We start from the raw sequence: 15975 nt of genomic DNA, 5'->3' as shown, positions 1-15975 counted from the left end.
GATGAGGGTATGAGCGAGCGTCTCGGCCCATATGAGCTCCTTTCCCGGCTGGGAGCCGGAGGGTTCGGCGAGGTGCACCTCGCGCTCGATCCCGAGGGCCGTACGGTCGCGGTCAAGGTGCTCCACCCCCACGTCGCCGCCGACGGCGGGGCGCTGGCGCGGCTGGCCCGCGAGGTCGAGACCATGCGCAGGGTCGGCGGGCCGCACGTGGCCGAGGTGCTCGACGCCTCGCTGGACGGCTCCCGGCCCTACCTCGTGACCCGCTACGTCCAGGGCCGCCCGCTCAGCGCCGTGCCCGTGCCCGTCGCCGACCTGCGCAGGCTGGCCGCCGGGCTGGCCGACGCGCTGCTCGCCATGCATGAGGCCGGGGTGGTGCACCGCGATCTCAAGCCGGCCAACGTGATGATGGCCGAGGGGGAGCCGGTCGTCATCGACTTCGGCATCGCCAGCGCGCTCGACTCGCTGTCGGTCACGGCCTCCGGCGCGGTGGTGGGCACGCCGGGCTACCTGGCGCCCGAGGTGCTGGAGGGCAAGGCGGCCGGCACGGAGGCCGACGTGTTCGCCTTCGGCGCGACGCTGGCCTACGCGACGACCGGGCGGCAGCCGTACGGGCAGGGGCCCGCCTCGGCGGTCGCGTACCGGGTCGTGCACCACCCGCCCGACCTGGACGGCGTGCCCGAGTGGCTGGCGCCGCTGTTACGCGAATGCCTGGCCACCGACCCGTCCGCGCGGCCCACGGCCGCGCAGTTGTGTGCCCGGCTCGGTGTCGAGCCCGCCCTGCGCGTGCCGCCGCCCCGGGTGCAGCGCGGCGGCGACGACCTGACGACCAGGGAGTGGCGGCCGGGGCGCAGGGAGCGGCCCAGGCGCTCGGTGGAGGAGTCGAGGGCCAGGCATCGGGAGAAGGTGCGCCGGCGCTGGCTGATCGGCTCGGGGCTGTTCGTGTCGCTGCTGGCCGCCGCGGCCCGGGCGCCGCTGCCGGAGGTGGCGCTCTTCCTGCTGGCGGCGTACGCGCTGGGCGTGATCGGCGACGCCGGGGTGGCGCTGTTCTCGCGGAGCCCGTACCGGCGTGGCCGGATGATCCTGGACCTGGCGAGCGTGGCGGGGTGCGCCGGACTCTGCTTCGGTCTCGCGGCCGTGTTCAGCCCGTTCACGCTGGCGTTGTTCGCCGGCACGGCGCTGGTGGTGGGCATCGTGTTCCTGCTGTCGGCGTAGGTCTCCCGGCTGGGACCGAACATAGTTCTGTATAGTGGGTGGCTGAAGGTTTGCGGCTAAGCTACTCATGGGTAACATGACACGCGAAGAACGGGAACACACCCTCTGTCGGAGGCCCGGAAGGCACCTGGCAGTCTGGACAGCATTGCATTCGGCGTCCATCGCAGCGAGGCGGTGGCGCACGCGAGCACGGGAGGTCGGCCACCGGCCATGAACATCGTCGTCTGCGTGAAGCAGGTCCCCGACACTGCGACCGAGCGCAAGCTGCGGTCCGATGACAAGACGCTCGACCGCGACGCTGTCGACGGCGTGGTCAACGAGCTTGACGAGTACGCGGTCGAGGAGGCGCTGCGGCTCAAGGAGGCCCACGGTGGTGAGGTGACCGTTCTCACCATGGGCCCCGGCAAGGCCACCGAGACCATCCGCAAGGCGCTGGCCATGGGGGCCGACAAGGCCGTCCACCTCAGCGACGACGCGCTGCACGGTTCCGACGCGCTGTCCACCTCCTACGCGATGGCGCAGGTGCTCAAGAAGATCGGGTTCGACCTGGTCATCCTGGGCTCGGAGTCCACCGACGCGCGCACCGGCGTGCTGGCCGCGATGCTGGCCGAGCGGCTCGGCGCGCCGCAGCTCACGCTGGCCAACAAGGTCGACGTCGAGGGCACCTCGATCTCCGTCCAGCGCATCACCGACTACGGCTTCGACAAGGTCGAGGCCACCCTGCCGGCCGTCGTCTCCGTGGTGGAGAAGATCAACGAGCCGCGCTACCCGTCCTTCAAGGGCATCATGGCGGCCAAGAAGAAGCCGGTCGAGACCCTCGCCATCGGCGACGCGTCCATCGACCCCGCCCAGGTCGGCCTGGCCGCCGCCTGGTCCTCGGTCGTCGACTTCGCCGCCGCCCCGCCGCGCGCGGCCGGCACGATCGTCAAGGACGAGGGCGACGGCGGTACGAAGGCCGCCGACTTCCTCGCGTCCAAGAAGTTCATCTGAGAAACGGGAGTACTTACTGAAATGTCGGAGATTCTCGTTCTCGTCGAACAGGTCGAAGGCGAGGTCAAGAAGGTCACGCTGGAGCTGCTGACCCTGGCCCGCTCGCTCGGCACCCCGGCCGCAGTCTGGGCCGGTCCCGGCATCACCGCCGAGGCCAAGGCCAGGCTCGCCGAGTACGGCGCCGACAAGATCTACGTCGCCCCCTCCGGCGACCTCGTCGACTACGTCGTCGCCCCCAAGGCCGAGCTGCTCGCCCGGCTCGTGGCCGACAAGGCGCCGGCCGCCGTGCTCGTCGCCGCCACGGCCGAGGGCAAGGAGATCGCCGGGCGCCTGGCCGTCAAGACCGACTCCGGGGTCATCACCGACGCCGTGGGCCTGGGCGAGGGCTTCGTGGCCGACCAGTCCATCTTCGGCGGCGGCATCAACGTGCGGTCCAAGGTCGTCAGGGGCACGCCCATCGTCGCCGTGCGCCCCAACTCGACCGCCCCCGAGGCCGCGGCCGGCGCCGGGGCCGAGGAGGAGGTCTCGCTCACGCTGTCCGACGCGGCCAGGGCGGTGCGCGTCGTCGAGCGGGTCAAGCAGGAGAAGGGCGCGCGTCCCGAGCTGACGGAGGCCGCGATCGTGGTCTCGGGCGGGCGCGGCGTCGGCTCCGCCGAGAACTTCGCGGTCATCGAGGGCCTGGCCGACTCCCTCGGCGCCGCCGTGGGAGCCTCCCGCGCCGCCACGGACGCCGGCTGGTACCCGCACCAGTTCCAGGTGGGGCAGACGGGCAAGACCGTGTCGCCGCAGCTGTACATCGCGGCCGGGATCTCCGGGGCGATCCAGCACCGGGCCGGCATGCAGACCGCCAAGACGATCGTGGCGATCAACAAGGACCCGGAGGCGCCCATCTTCGAGCTGGCCGACTACGGCGTGGTGGGCGACCTGCACCAGGTCGTCCCCCAGCTCACTGAGGAGATCAACAAGCGCAAGTGAGGGCGCGGAGGGCGCGGTCCTCTCCGGACAGCGCTTCGCGCCGGCCGTGGGCAGGGGTTCATGGGGGGTCGGCGGACGGGAGGCGGATCTCGAAGGAGGCGCCGCGGCCCGGCGCGGAGTGCAGCTCCACCCGCCCCCCATGCGCCACCACGATCGACCGTACGATCGCGAGCCCCAGCCCCGCCCCGCCGGTGGCCCGGGCGCGGGAGCCGTCCGCGCGGTAGAAGCGGTCGAACGCCCGCGACGCCTCCTCCACCCCCAGCCCGGGCCCCTCGTCGGCGATCACCAGGACCGACTCCCCGCCGTCGGTGCCCACGCCGATCCTGACCGGGGTGCCGGCGGGCGTGTGGGTGACGGCGTTGCCCACGAGGTTCGTGACGACCTGCCGGAGCCGCGCCTCGTCGCCCAGCACCGGGGCGCTGGCGGCGGGGCCGCCGGTCGGGCCGGTGAAGGCGACGGGGCGGGTGGGGTCGAGGGCGGCGAAGTCGTGCCGGGCGTCGGCGGCGAGCGTACGCAGGTCCATGGGCGACAGGTCCAGCCCCGGGCCGTCGCTCTCGTCCAGGCCGGCGAGCAGCAGCAGGTCGTCCACCAGCTTGGCCAGCCGCCCCGACTCGCTCTCGATGCGGGCCAGGGCGGCCCCGGCCTCCGTGCCTCCCATGCGGTACAGCTCCGAGAAGCCCTTGATCCCGAACAGCGGCGTGCGGAGCTCGTGGCTGACGTCGGCGACGAACCCGCGCATGCGCGTCTCCGACTCCACCTTCGCCGCGACCCCCTGCTCGATCTGGGCGAGCATCCTGTTGATCGAGTCCGCCAGCCGCCCGACCTCCGTGCCCGGGCCGGCCACGCCGGGCACCCGCCTGGTGAGGTCGCCGTCCGCGATGGCCGCCGCCGTCTCCTCGACGCGGCGCAGCGGGGCCAGGCCCGCCCTGATCGCCGGCCCGCCCGCCAGCGCGAGCACGGCCAGCAGCACCGATCCGGCCAGGAGGCAGGCCAGCCCCGTCCGGCGGACCGTGGAGTACATGCCCTCCAGCGACACCGCCGCCACGACGCCCGAGTGGCCGATCGTCGTGCTCGTGCGCCTGGCGGGCAGGGCCACCGCGCGCCACTCCCCACCGTCCGCGCCGCTCACCGTGAACGGCTTCCCGGCGCGGGCGGCGATGGCGGCGGTGTCGAGGCGGGGCAGGCGGGGGCCCGGCACGTCGCCGTACGCGCGCAGCACGGTGCCGTCGTCCGCCAGGTAGGCCGCGTACCCCGTCGTGATCAGGTCGAGGTCGCCCATCACGAGCGGGGCCGAGCCGGCCTTGTCCCGCAGCGCGGTCGCCACCTCGGGCGGCACCACCGACAGCGCCGCCCCCATGGGGGCGAGCTGCCCGTCCACGCGGGTCATGAGCTGGGTCTCGAGCTGTCGTACGACGAACGAACTGATCAGGACGAGGCCGACGACGAGCAGCGCGACCGTGATCGCCAGCAGCCGGGCGCGCAGGGAGAGCCGGGCGATCACGGTCTGGGCCTGCGCAGCACGTAGCCGACGCCGTGGACCGTGTGGATCAGGCGGGGCGACTCGCCGGTGTCGAGCTTTCGCCGCAGGTAGCTCACGTACGTGTCGACGATGCTCGTGTCACCGGCGAAGTCGTAGCGCCACACGTGCTCGAGGATCTGCGTCTTCGGCAGCACCCGCCCGGCGTTGAGCACCAGGTGCAGCAGGAGCCGGAACTCGGTGGGCGACAGGCGCACCGGGCGGCCGGCCCTGGTCACCTGGTGGCCGTCGGGATCGACCTCCAGATCCCCGACGACGAGCGTCTGGTCGTCGGGGACCGCGCCGGTGCGCCGCAGGATGGCTCTGATGCGGGCCAGCAGCTCCTCCAGGTCGAACGGCTTGGTCACGTAGTCGTCGCCGCCCAGCCTGAGCCCGTTGACCTTGTCGGCCCTGGCGTCGCGGGCGGTCAGGAACAGCACCGGCACCGGCCCCGGCCGGCCGCCCGGCCGGGGCAGGCCGCGCAGGCGGCGCAGCACCTCGAAGCCGTCCAGGTCGGGCAGCATGACGTCGAGCAGCACCAGGTCGGGCGGGTCGCGGCGGGCCGCCTCCAGCGCCTCGGCGCCGCTGTCGGCCGAGCTCACGGTGAAACCCGCGAACCGCAGCGTCGCCGACAGCAGTTCCCTGACCGTGGGCTCGTCGTCCACGACCAGCAGCCGCTCGCCCAAGTGAGCCACCTCCCGGACGTTCAGCGTAGTCAGGCGTCGCGGTTCTTGAACTGGGCGAACGCGGCGAGCTGCATGACCACGATGAACCCGGCGAACAGCCCGTACGCCAGCAGGGGCGGCAGCTCGGACGCACCGGAGACCGTCTGGAAGGCGGCCATGTTCGGCCAGTAGGTGTGGAGGAGGTTTCGCAGGAATCCCGGCGAGGCCGAGGCCAGGACGGGCACCAGCAGGAAGCCGGTGCTGACGTTGACGGCGGCGGCCGTGCTCCGCAGCAGGAACGCCAGCGCCAGCCCGAACAGCGACAGCAGCGTGAGCACGACGGGCGCGAGCAGCAGCAGCCGCACCGCGGCCGGGTCGCCCGGCGAGACGTACGGCGCTCCGTTCGCGGCGAGCGTGCTCTGGCCGATCGTGTACATCAGCCACACGCCTGCCACGCTCACCGGCAGGGCGGTCAGCGCGGTGATCAACGTCTTGGCGGCCACCAGCCGGCCGCGCCTGCCCACGGCGGCCAGGCTCGCGTGCATCGTGCCCGAGCCGTACTCGGAGGAGGCCACCAGCACCCCCAGCGCCGAGATCAGCAGCTGGACGATGAACAGCCCGCGCGTGCCCATGTCCAGCGGCTGGAAGTCCAGGCGCTCCTGCGCCGTGGCGGTGGCGTACTCACCGGCCGCCGCGTTGGCGAACAGCCACCCGAACGTCGCCGACACCACGACGGTCGCCAGCGACAGCACCATGGTGGCCCTGATGCTGGTGAACTTGGTCCACTCGGCCCTGAGCGCGCCCGCGTCGATCATCGGGCCGATCCGTACTCGACGGCGTCGCGGGTCAGTTCCATGAACGCCTCCTCCAGCGAGGCGTGCCGCGTGGTCAGCTCGTACAGCGTCACGCCCTCGGCCGCCGCCAGCCGCCCCACGTCGGGGGCGCTCATGCCGTGCACCAGCAGCTCGTCGCCTCCTCCTGGGCGCACGTGCGCGCCGGACAGCTCCAGCCGACGGGCGAAGGCGGCGGCGTCGGGCGTGCGGACGACCACGTCCGCCCCCGTCCCGGTGAACTCGCCGATCTCGCCCTGGGCGATGAGCCGGCCCTTGCCGATGATCACGAGCCGGTCCGCCGTGAGCGCCACCTCGCTCATCAGGTGGCTGGAGACCAGCACCGTCCGGCCCTCGGCGGCCAGCCCCCGCATGAGCGTGCGGATCCACAGGACGCCCTCCGGGTCCAGCCCGTTGACCGGCTCGTCCAGCAGCAGCACCGGCGGATCCCCCAGCAGCGCGGCGGCGATGCCGAGCCGCTGGCTCATCCCCAGCGAGAACCCGCCCGCCTTCCTGCCCGCCGCCTCCGACAGCCCCACCACGTCGAGCACCTCATGGACGCGGGAGACCGGCAGGCCGTTCGTCTGGGCCAGGTAGAGCAGGTGCTTGTACGCCGTGCGCTGCGGATGTACGGCCCGCGCGTCCAGCATCGAGCCGATCACGCGCAGCGGGCGCACCAGCTCGTGGTGGGCCCGGCCGTTGACGGTGGCCGTGCCGGCGGTGGGCACGTCGAGGCCGAGGATCATGCGCATCGCCGTGGTCTTGCCCGCGCCGTTCGGCCCCAGGAAGCCGGTGACGAGGCCCGGAGGCACCGTGAAGGAGAGATCGTCCACAGCGACCTTGTCGCCGTAGCGCTTGGTCAGTCCGCTGAGCTGAATCATGAGGTCCAGCGTGGAGCGGCGGATTGGAGGCGTTCTGAGCGGTTCTGTGAGTTCTCTGTGAACGGCACGCCGCCACGTGGGGGCGCGCGGCGCCGGCCGCGCCGATCCACAGGGAACTCCCAGAGACCGTCAGGCCAGCGCCGCCCTGAGGCGGGCGGCCAGGTCCTCGGCCTGAGACCGGCTCCAGGGAATCAGGCCGTTCTCGGACATGAGCGCGTGATACTGCTGCTTCGCGTACGGGGTGCCGGGCGGCAGCGGCGCCACGTGCCAGTGCAGGTGGGCGTTGCCCTGCTGGCTGCCGAGCGACAGCAGGTACGTGCGCTCCGACGGCACGACCGACTCCACGGCCAGCGCCACCTTCCTGACCACGCCCATCAGGGCGAGGTAGGCGTCCTCGGCGAGGTCGCGCACGACGTGCTCGACGTGCTGCTTGGGGCTCACCAGCAGGTAGCCGGGCAGGGTGGGGTAGCGGGAGAGGAACGCGAGGTGGCGGTCGTCCTCGTAGACGATCTGCTCGTCGGCGTACGCCGGGTCGCCTGCGACGATGGCGCAGATGAAGCAGGGGCCCGACCTCACGCGGGCCTCGTACTCCTGGATGTCGAAGGGGACGTTCCTCTCAAGATCCATGCCACGATCATGCCACCCACGAGCGCGAACCCGTGGAGGTCGCGCAGGGCGACCAGCACGGCGGCGACGGCGATCGGGACGGCGGTGAAGAGGGCGGCGGGCACGCGCTCGCGCTGCGCGACGAGCTGGAAACCGGCGGCGGCGACGGCGACCATGGCGACCACGCCCCACGTGCCCAGGGCGGCGAGGAGCCAGACGCCCGACACGATCGCGTAGAACGCACCCAGCGAGCGGGCCGTCCTCTCCTCCGCGGCCAGGGCGAGGCCGGCGGCCAGGCCGCACAGGGCGATCGAGTTGCCAGCGCCCTGGTCGTCCAGGAGGTACCCGGCGGCCTCGCCGGTCACGGCGCCGGCCGCGTACAGGGCGAGCCAGCGGGCCGGGCCGAACGACCGCTCGGCGAGGTAGCCGAGCACCGCGAGGAACGCCAGGTTGAACAGGGTGCCCAGCAGGCCGCCGTCCTGCACGACCAGCGCCGTCCCCAGCCGCCACCACTCGCCGCCGCGGATCGCGGCCGGGTCCCGCATCAGGGCCGGCTGCAGGCCGGGGAGGGCGAACTGGAGCAGGCTGGGGACGGCGGTGACGGCGAAGGCGGTGGCGGTGGCGTAGGGCTTGAACACGCCGTCAGCCTCGCACGGGTGCGCCGATCCGGGGAGTGCCGGACCTAACAGGTCGAACGGTGACAAATGTCACGGGCCGCGGCCGTTCGGGCCCGCGTCGACCTCGCCCGGCCCTGCGTCGGCCCTGCGTCGGCGCCGCGCCGGGCCGTTCGGCCTGCTGCCTGCTCGGGGTGCTCAGGCCGCGATCTCCTCGGGCTCGCGGTCGAGGGACGGGACCGGGACGAGCGCGGCGGGCTCGCGGTGCGGCAGCAGGCGGGAGGCGAGCGCGATCAGCACGCCCAGGGCGACCCCGATGCCGAGTGCCGTGCGCAGCGAGGTGACGTCCGACAGGAACCCGATGGTCACGGGCCCGAGCAGCAGCCCGGCGTACCCCATGGCGCCCGCCTGGGCGATCGCCGGCCCCGGCGCGTCGGTCGCGGTGCCCGCCAGCGACAGCGTCAGCGGCGAGATCGTCGCCACGCCGAGCCCGACGAAGAACATCGCGAACACCGCCACCAGCGCCGCAGGGGCGAGCAGCACCACCGAGAAGAACCCGGCCGTCGCCGCCCCTGAGACGGTCAGCATGCCCCGGACGCCGAACCGCACGCGCAGCCGGTCACCGGTGAGCCGCGCGACCAGCATGCCGACCTCGAACACGGGGTAGCCGAGCGCCGCCACCGCCTCGGGCGCGCCCAGCTCGTCGCGCATGTAGAGGCCGTTCCAGTCGGCGACGGTGCCCTCCACCATGAACGCGAAGAACATGATCGCGCCGAGCAGGTAGACGATCGGCGGCATGCGCCGGCGCGCCGCCGTCCCGGCCCCGGCCGCCTGGGACTCCGGCAGGTACGTACGGCCGAGCAGCACCATGACGGGCAGCGAGACCAGCCCGACCAGCGCCACGTTGGCCGTGAACGGCAGCCCCACGGCGATCGCGAGGCTGCCCAGCCCGCCCGCCGAGATGGCGCCGACGCACCAGCCCGCGTGCATGCCGTTCATCAGCGGGCGCCCGTACGCCTGCTCGACCGTGGAGCCCTGGGCGTTCATGGCCACGTCGATGGTGCCGAACGCCATGCCGAAGAACGTCACGGCCACCAGGAGCGAGGGCAGGTTCGGGGCGAACGCCACGGCCACCAGTCCGAGCGCGGTGAGCGGCCCGCCGATGCGCAGCACCGCCCTGCTGCCCGCACGGGCCATGATCTTGCGCATGGACTGCATGGTCACCAGCGCGCCCAGGCCCCACACGAGCAGGACGGCGCCGACGGTCGACTCGGAGAGGCCCAGTTTGTCGGTCATCGCGGGAATGCGGACCGTCATGGTGCCCACCATCAGGCCGGCGAGGACAAACGTCAGAATCGCCCCGTAACGGGCATTCCTCAGGGCAGGACTCATCAACAACACCTCACAAGAAGTCACCATTACGCCGTGGTTCGTCAGGCCGTCCGCCCGCGCTGCGGCCTCAGGCCCTGTGACGGCTCGTGAAAAGGCCCGCACCCCCGACGGCAGAGAGGGGCAGGGCCGTGTGGCTGGAAGAAGGGGGCGTGCGGCGGCGCGACGGCCTGCCGGTCACGCCTCAGGAAGGCGGTTCGAGCAGCGCTTTCAGCCGGGCTTCGAGGGCCTGGAGCTCCTCGTCGGAGTTGAGCTCCGGGTCGTGGCTGGCCACGTCCCAGAGCCCCTCACACGCCAGGCGGACGATCTGCGACGCCAGCGGGTCGGGCTCCTGGTCCAGCCCCTCGCGGTGCCAGCGGGCCATCGCGTCGCGCAGCGGCGCGAGCAGGAAGAGGTTGCCGGAGGCGCCCGTGACCACGGCGTATCGTCGCAGCCGGCCCGAGCGGATGGCGGTCAGCGTGGCGCCGAGATAGCGCTCGGTGTAGGTCTCGCCTGGCTCGGCGGCCATGAGGTCGTCGAAATCCTCGATCAGGCGCTCCACCATGCCCTTGATCAGGGCGTCCTTGGAGCCGTAGTGATAGAGGAGGCCACCCTTGCTGACCCCGGCCCGCTCCGCCACGGCGGCCAGGGTGAGCGCGTCGGAGCCCTGGTCGCGGAGAAGCTCCTCCGCCGCATCCAGAAGCTCGTCTCGTCGCATGCCTCAACTGTACCGTCCGGACGGTACAGTCGCAAACAAGATACTCTGATCGGGTGACCAGACCGTCGGCCTATCTTGATCACGCGGCGACCACGCCCATGCTTCCCGAGGCGATCGAGGCCATGACGGAGCAACTCCGGCACGCCGGCAACGCCTCGTCGCTGCACGCGACCGGCCGGCGGGCACGCAGGGTGGTCGAGGAGTCACGTGAGGCGATCGCCGACGCGCTCGGCGCGCGCCCCAGCGAGGTGGTGTTCACCTCGGGCGGCACCGAGGCCGACAACCTCGCCATCAAGGGCCTCTACTGGTCGCGCCGCCCGCGCCGGCGCGTCCTGATCAGCGCCGTGGAGCACCACGCCGCGCTCGACCCCGCCCACTGGCTGGCCGGCAGCCAGGGCGCCGAGGTCGAGCTGCTCCAGGTCGATGCCCACGGCCGGGTCCATCCTGACACGCTGCGCGCGGCCATCGAGCGCGACCCCGATGACGTGGCCATGGTCAGCGTCATGTGGGCCAACAACGAGGTCGGCACCGTCCAGCCCGTCCACGTGCTGGCCGCCGTCGCCCACGACCACGGCATCCCGTTCCACACCGACGCGGTCCAGGCGATCGGGCAGCTGCCTGTGTCGTTCTCCGCCTCGGGGGTCGACGCGCTGACGATGACCGGCCACAAGATCGGCGGCCCGATGGGGGCCGGCGCGCTGCTGCTGGCCAAGGGGCTGACACCGGTCTCCGTCCAGCACGGCGGGGGCCAGGAGCGCGACGTGCGCTCCGGCACGCTCGACGCGCCCGCCATCGCGGGGCTCGCCGCCGCCGTCACCACCGCCGTCAAGGAGCAGGAGGCCCTCAGCCGCCGCCTGACGTCGCTGCGCGACGAGCTCATCCGGCGGGTCCGCGACGCCGTGCCCGACGTGGTGCTCAACGGCGACCCCGACGTGGCGCTCGACGGCGGCCCTGGCGTGGTGCTCGACGGCGGCCCTGACCTGCGGGAGGCGGACCTTCCGGACGGGCGGCAGGGCCTCGCGCCCGGTTCGCCCGGCCGGCTGCCCGGCAACGCCCACTTCTCCTTCCCCGGGTGCGAGGGAGACGCGCTGCTCATGCTGCTCGACGCCAAGGGCGTGGAGTGCTCGACGGGCTCGGCCTGCTCGGCGGGGGTGGCGCAGCCGTCCCACGTGCTGCTGGCCATGGGGGCCGACGCGGCGGCGGCGCGGGGCTCGCTCAGGTTCACGCTGGGCCACACCTCGACCCGCGACGACATCGACCGGCTGATCGAGGTGCTGCCCGCCGCCGTCGAGCGCGCCCGCCGGGCCGGCCTCAGCTGAGGAAGGCCACCACGGCGGCCCAGGCCGGGTCGGAGGACACGTCCACGCGGGACCTGCCCTCCTTCCAGCTCCCGGCCAGCTCCTTCGCCTGGGAGGCCGCGTCGCCGGCCGGGTCGGCGTACAGGTGGATGATCCGGTGCCCCTCGGCGCTCAGGTGGGCCGCCAGCACGGCGTCGTCGCGCGGCTTGAGCAGCCGCGCGGCCAGGCGCTCCTCGAAGTCGCGCAGCGCCGCCAGCGAGTCGTCGGCGGGCAGGCCGTTCTCGTCGCGGTGCGCGTACGGCAGCGTGATCGCGATGTGCTGGTCGAACAGCGGATGGTCGACGGGACGCAGCGGGAGGCGGGCCGTGGCGACGAGCGCGGCGCCGCTCGCGGTCTGCCCTTCGAGCAGCACCCACTCCTCGTCGGTGTAGCCCGAGGCCAGGTCGGCGACCACGGCGGGCAGGTGGACGGCGGCCACGGAGTCGATCGGCTGGAACGTGGCGGGCGTGATCTCGCCCACCCATCGGGCCACGTCGTCCTCGCCGAGCAGCCAGTCGAGGGCCAGCAGCGTGGCCTCCATCCTGGTGTCCTCGTCGAGCTCGCCGAAGATCGGGTGGTACGCCGACACGTCGACGCGCGGCCGGCCTCTCGGCACCCGCAGCCCCAGCACCAGCTTGTCGAGCGCGAACTCGTGGCCGCCCAGGTCGAGGGTCAGCTCCAGCGCCCGCGGGTTGGCCTGGCGCGACGGGTGGAACTCCCACAGCAGGTCGGACGGCGGCGCGGCCCTGACCCAGCGGTGCGCGAGCGAGCGCAGCTCGGCGTCGCCGGCCGCGGTCACCACGAGGGCGTGCGCGGCGCTCCTGCCCGGAGCCACCTCGCAGACCAGGTCGGGGTGGATCGCGGCGACCACCGGGGCGAGCCGCTCCCGCAACCCCTCGTCGTCCCCGGCCGCGACCAGGGAGTCGAGCCCCGGCCTGGCCTCCTGCCACCACGCCCAGAACGCGGGGATCCCGTCACCGGCCTCTTCGTCCGCGCCCTTGCGCCCGAACAGTCGCATGGTCAGAATCCTCGCAGATCTCACCCATGGTCGCGCACTCCCGCCAGGACAGTACGCTGGAACGGTCATGGGACTGCGTGTGCTTGCCGCCATGTCGGGCGGCGTCGACTCCGCCGTGGCCGCCGCTCGGATCGCCGAGGCCGGTCACGACGTCACCGGTGTGCATCTCGCTCTGTCGGCCAACCCCCAATCCCATCGCACGGGCGCGCGGGGCTGCTGCACGATCGAGGACTCGCGTGACGCCCGCCGTGCCGCCGACGTGATCGGCATCCCGTTCTACATCTGGGACATGGCCGAGCGGTTCCAGCGCGACGTGATCGAGGACTTCGTGGCCGAATACGCCGCGGGCCGCACACCCAACCCCTGCCTGCGCTGCAACGAGAAGATCAAGTTCTCGGCGGTGCTCGACCGGGCGCTGGCGCTGGGCTTCGACGCGGTGGCCACCGGCCACCACGCCAAGCTGGTCGACGGGGTGCTGTCGAGGAGCGTCGACCAGGGCAAGGACCAGTCCTATGTGCTGGGCGTGCTCACCCGCGAGCAGCTCAGCCACGCGATCTTCCCGCTGGGCGGCTCGACCAAGGCCGAGGTGCGCGAGGAGGCCGCCAGGCGCGGCCTGACCGTCGCCGACAAGCCCGACAGCCACGACATCTGCTTCATCGCCGACGGCGACACCCGCGGCTTCCTGGCCGGGCGGCTCGGCTCGGCCGAGGGCCCCATCGTCGACCAGAGCGGCGCGGTCGTCGGCAGCCACCAGGGCGCCCACGGCTACACGGTGGGCCAGCGCAAGGGCCTGCGCATCGACCGCCCGGCGCCCGACGGCAGGCCGCGCTACGTGCTGTCGATCGAGCCGGTCTCCAACACGGTCACGGTCGGGCCGCGCTCGGCGCTCCAGGTCACCTCGATCACGTGCGGCCGGCCGGTGTGGAACGGGCCGTCCGCGTCCGGCGACCTGACCGTGCAGCTGCGGGCCCACGGCGAGGTGTACGCGTGCCGCTTCGAGGAGGTCGGCGGCGGGCTCCGGGTCGAGCTCGACCGCCCGGCCACCGGGGTCGCGGCGGGCCAGGCGGCGGTGCTCTACTCCGGCGACACGGTGATCGGCTCGGCGACGATCGTCTCCGCCGCCTGAGCGCGCGGCTCGCCCGCCCTCTCCGTGGTCCGTCCGGCTAGCCGAGGGTGACCGAGTCGCCGACCGGCAGGCGGCGGATGTCGGCCTTCTGCTTCTCCGCCTCCATCCTCAGCCAGTTGTCCACCAGGGCGAGGCCGACGTCGTTGTACAGCCCGTCATGGGTGGAGAACGCCCGTGCAGGGCGCACCTCGCGGAGATACCTGATCATGTCGCCGAGGATCAGCCACGGCGCGCCGGTCGGGACCAGCAGCGTCGGCACCTCCACGCCGGGCACCGTCAGGGCGTCGCCCGGGTAGAAGAGCTCGTCGTCGAGGAGAAAGCCGACATTCTGCACGACGGGCACGTCGGGGTGGTTCTTGGCGTGCCACTCGCCGAACGCCCTGACCCGGAACCCGGCCGCCTCGAACGCGTCGCCGTGCCGTACCACATGGACCTTCCCCCGGACGTCCGCCAGGTCGGCGGCGACGCCCTCGCAGGTGTAGATGTCGAGGGACGGAGAGGCGGCCTCCAGCAGTTTGTCGACGTCGACGTGGTCGGAGTGCTCATGGGTGATCAGCACCGCGTCGGCGCCCTCCAGCACCGGACCCGTGGTGAACAGTCCCGGGTCGATGACCAGGACCCGGCCGTTCTTCTCCAGGCGTACGCAGGCGTGCTCGTGTTTCGTCAGCTTCACCAGGCAGAGCCTACGCTTGTGCCCATGTCAACGTGGGAAGCCACCGGGGTCGGGTCGCATCCGGGTCAAGATCATGTCGAGGCGGTCAGGGTCGTGTTCGGCGAGGTGCCCGGCCTGCCGTACCTTCCCGAGCTGCCGGCCAGGGGCGTCGGCGCCGACATGATCGGCAGGACGGCCGGGCTGCTCGTCGAGCTGCCCGTCGAGGTGCAGCCCTCCGGGTGGCGGCTGACCGACCGGCCGGGGCGCGACCACCAGCGGGCCGTCGACCACCTGAGGCGCGACCTCGACGCGCTGGAGGAGGTCGGCCACGACTACTCCGGGCCGCTGAAGCTGCAGGTCTGCGGGCCGTGGACGCTGGCCGGGTCGATCGAGCTGAAGCACGGTGACAAGGCGCTCTCCGACGCGGGCGCCGTGCGCGATCTGACCGCCTCGCTGGCGCAGGGCGTGGCCGACCACTGCGCGGAGGTGCGGCGGCGGCTGCCCGGCGTGACCGAGATCGTGCTCCAGCTCGACGAGCCGGGCCTGCCCGGGGTGCTGGCGGGGACCGTGCGCACCGCGTCGGGGTTCGGGCGGCTGGCCGCCGTCGAGGAGTGGCGCGCCGAGGAGGCGCTGCGCGCCTTCGAGAGCCCGATCGTGCACTGCTGCGCGCCGTCCGTGCCTTTTGCCCTGCTGCGCCGGGCCGGCGTGCGGGGGATCTCGGTGGACGCCTCGCTGCTGCGGCGCCGGGACGAGGACGCCGTCGGCGAGTGCGTCGAGGCGGGGCTGACGTTCCTGCTGGGGGTGGTGCCCGGCACCGACACCCGGCTGCCCGACGCGGGGGCGATCGCCAGGCCCGCGCTGGACCTGTGGCGGCGGCTCGGGTTCGCGCCCGACCGGCTGGCCGGGCAGGTCGTGCTGACGCCCGCCTGCGGTCTGGCCGGGGCGTCGCCGGCGTACGCCCGCGCGGCGCTGGCCGCCTGCCGCAAGGCGGCGCAGGTGCTCAGAGATGATCCCTCCGGCGAGTAGCGTGCCGTTCATGATTCTTCGCACCGTTGCGGTGGCCGCCGCCGTCCTGATGGTCTCCTCCTCGCCCGCCCTGGCGAATCCCCTGGTGTCGAGCTGGGGTCCGATCTACTCCGCGGACCGGGCGGGCAAGGCGAAGGGGAAGGTGGTACGCGACCGGCCGGGGTCCGTCGTCAACGGGAAGCTGTACGACTTTCCCGGGCGTGAAGGGTGCTCCTGGCTGACGTTCCGGTGGGTCACCGACAAGGGCGTCAAGAAGCACAAGACGTACCACAACTGCTCGGGGACGAAGCCGTTGGCGTTCTCCCTCAAAGTCGGATATGTGGTGTCGATCGACGGCAGGCTCTGCCGCGGCACCGGCGCCAAGGCCACCGGCAGGTGCTCGACCTGGAAAAAGGTCGGGGCCCAGGGCGGCTGAGAGGGGTTCCCGTCCGTGCTTCTTGT

Annotated in this window: 17 protein-coding genes; 7 read left to right on the top strand and 10 right to left on the bottom strand. The window is 72.9% G+C overall.

What is annotated here, in order from left to right; genetic code table 11:
* Positions 1-9 precede the first annotated feature (9 nt).
* From FH608_RS21120 to FH608_RS21110, 3 genes are all read left to right on the top strand, one after another.
* Complete coding sequence (locus tag FH608_RS21120) at positions 10-1212, top strand: serine/threonine-protein kinase (protein ID WP_139632265.1); 1203 nt, start codon at positions 10-12, stop codon at positions 1210-1212.
* Between the two features lie 210 nt (positions 1213-1422).
* Positions 1423-2202 carry an electron transfer flavoprotein subunit beta/FixA family protein gene (locus tag FH608_RS21115; protein ID WP_139632264.1) on the top strand — a complete coding sequence of 260 codons (780 nt, stop codon included), beginning with the start codon at positions 1423-1425 and terminating at the stop codon, positions 2200-2202.
* 21 nt (positions 2203-2223) lie between these two features.
* Positions 2224-3177, top strand: coding sequence for an electron transfer flavoprotein subunit alpha/FixB family protein (locus FH608_RS21110; RefSeq protein WP_139632263.1), 954 nt, complete (start codon positions 2224-2226; stop codon positions 3175-3177).
* Positions 3178-3235: 58 nt separating this feature from the next.
* Here the strand turns inward: FH608_RS21110 and FH608_RS21105 are convergent, their stop codons facing one another.
* From FH608_RS21105 to FH608_RS21070, 8 genes are all read right to left on the bottom strand, one after another.
* Positions 3236-4678, bottom strand: a complete 1443-nt coding sequence (locus FH608_RS21105; RefSeq protein WP_226899734.1) for a sensor histidine kinase — start codon at positions 4676-4678, stop codon at positions 3236-3238.
* Complete coding sequence (locus tag FH608_RS21100; protein WP_317135573.1) at positions 4675-5388, bottom strand: response regulator transcription factor; 714 nt, start codon at positions 5386-5388, stop codon at positions 4675-4677. The genes FH608_RS21105 and FH608_RS21100 overlap by 4 nt, the downstream gene beginning before the upstream one ends.
* A gap of 20 nt (positions 5389-5408) precedes the next feature.
* Positions 5409-6173 (bottom strand): hypothetical protein, encoded by a 765-nt coding sequence (locus tag FH608_RS21095; protein WP_139632262.1) that lies wholly within the window; start codon positions 6171-6173, stop codon positions 5409-5411.
* Entirely contained in the window at positions 6170-7069 is a 900-nt protein-coding gene (locus FH608_RS21090; RefSeq protein WP_139632261.1) for an ABC transporter ATP-binding protein, read from the bottom strand. Before FH608_RS21090 ends, FH608_RS21095 begins: the two co-directional genes overlap by 4 nt.
* Before the next feature lie 129 nt (positions 7070-7198).
* On the bottom strand, positions 7199-7696 hold the full coding sequence (locus FH608_RS21085) for an HIT family protein (RefSeq protein ID WP_139632260.1): 498 nt from the start codon (positions 7694-7696) through the stop codon (positions 7199-7201).
* Positions 7642-8313, bottom strand: a complete 672-nt coding sequence (locus FH608_RS21080) for a rhomboid family intramembrane serine protease (RefSeq protein WP_139632259.1) — start codon at positions 8311-8313, stop codon at positions 7642-7644. The genes FH608_RS21085 and FH608_RS21080 overlap by 55 nt, the downstream gene beginning before the upstream one ends.
* Before the next feature lie 174 nt (positions 8314-8487).
* Positions 8488-9606: an MFS transporter gene (locus FH608_RS21075; RefSeq protein ID WP_394367693.1), complete on the bottom strand. Its 1119-nt coding sequence runs from the start codon at positions 9604-9606 to the stop codon at positions 8488-8490.
* A 256-nt stretch (positions 9607-9862) separates the two neighbouring features.
* Positions 9863-10375, bottom strand: a complete 513-nt coding sequence (locus FH608_RS21070; protein WP_139632257.1) for a TetR/AcrR family transcriptional regulator — start codon at positions 10373-10375, stop codon at positions 9863-9865.
* A gap of 53 nt (positions 10376-10428) precedes the next feature.
* Here FH608_RS21070 and FH608_RS21065 point away from each other — a divergent pair, with 53 nt between their 5' ends.
* Positions 10429-11694: a cysteine desulfurase family protein gene (locus tag FH608_RS21065; RefSeq protein WP_139632256.1), complete on the top strand. Its 1266-nt coding sequence runs from the start codon at positions 10429-10431 to the stop codon at positions 11692-11694.
* Here the strand turns inward: FH608_RS21065 and FH608_RS21060 are convergent.
* Complete coding sequence (locus FH608_RS21060) at positions 11687-12730, bottom strand: DUF695 domain-containing protein (RefSeq protein WP_139632255.1); 1044 nt, start codon at positions 12728-12730, stop codon at positions 11687-11689. The two genes, FH608_RS21065 and FH608_RS21060, sit on opposite strands and share 8 nt — an antisense overlap.
* Before the next feature lie 67 nt (positions 12731-12797).
* Here FH608_RS21060 and mnmA point away from each other — a divergent pair, with 67 nt between their 5' ends.
* Positions 12798-13856, top strand: a complete 1059-nt coding sequence (gene mnmA / locus FH608_RS21055) for a tRNA 2-thiouridine(34) synthase MnmA (protein ID WP_193318533.1) — start codon at positions 12798-12800, stop codon at positions 13854-13856.
* A 37-nt stretch (positions 13857-13893) separates the two neighbouring features.
* On the opposite strand, the gene FH608_RS21050 is transcribed toward mnmA, so the two are convergent.
* Positions 13894-14529: an MBL fold metallo-hydrolase gene (locus FH608_RS21050; protein WP_139632254.1), complete on the bottom strand. Its 636-nt coding sequence runs from the start codon at positions 14527-14529 to the stop codon at positions 13894-13896.
* Positions 14530-14553: 24 nt separating this feature from the next.
* On the opposite strand from FH608_RS21050, the gene FH608_RS21045 reads away from it, so the two are divergent.
* Entirely contained in the window at positions 14554-15534 is a 981-nt protein-coding gene (locus tag FH608_RS21045; protein ID WP_139632253.1) for a methionine synthase, read from the top strand.
* A gap of 10 nt (positions 15535-15544) precedes the next feature.
* Complete coding sequence (locus FH608_RS21040) at positions 15545-15949, top strand: hypothetical protein (protein ID WP_139632252.1); 405 nt, start codon at positions 15545-15547, stop codon at positions 15947-15949.
* Positions 15950-15975 lie beyond the last annotated feature (26 nt).

Origin of the sequence: Nonomuraea phyllanthi, from assembly GCF_006334985.2 — a bacterium.
GTDB classification, from domain to species: Bacteria; Actinomycetota; Actinomycetes; order Streptosporangiales; family Streptosporangiaceae; genus Nonomuraea; species Nonomuraea phyllanthi.
Note: the sequence above shows the minus strand (reverse complement) of the source record. Positions and strands in the feature narration are given on the sequence as shown.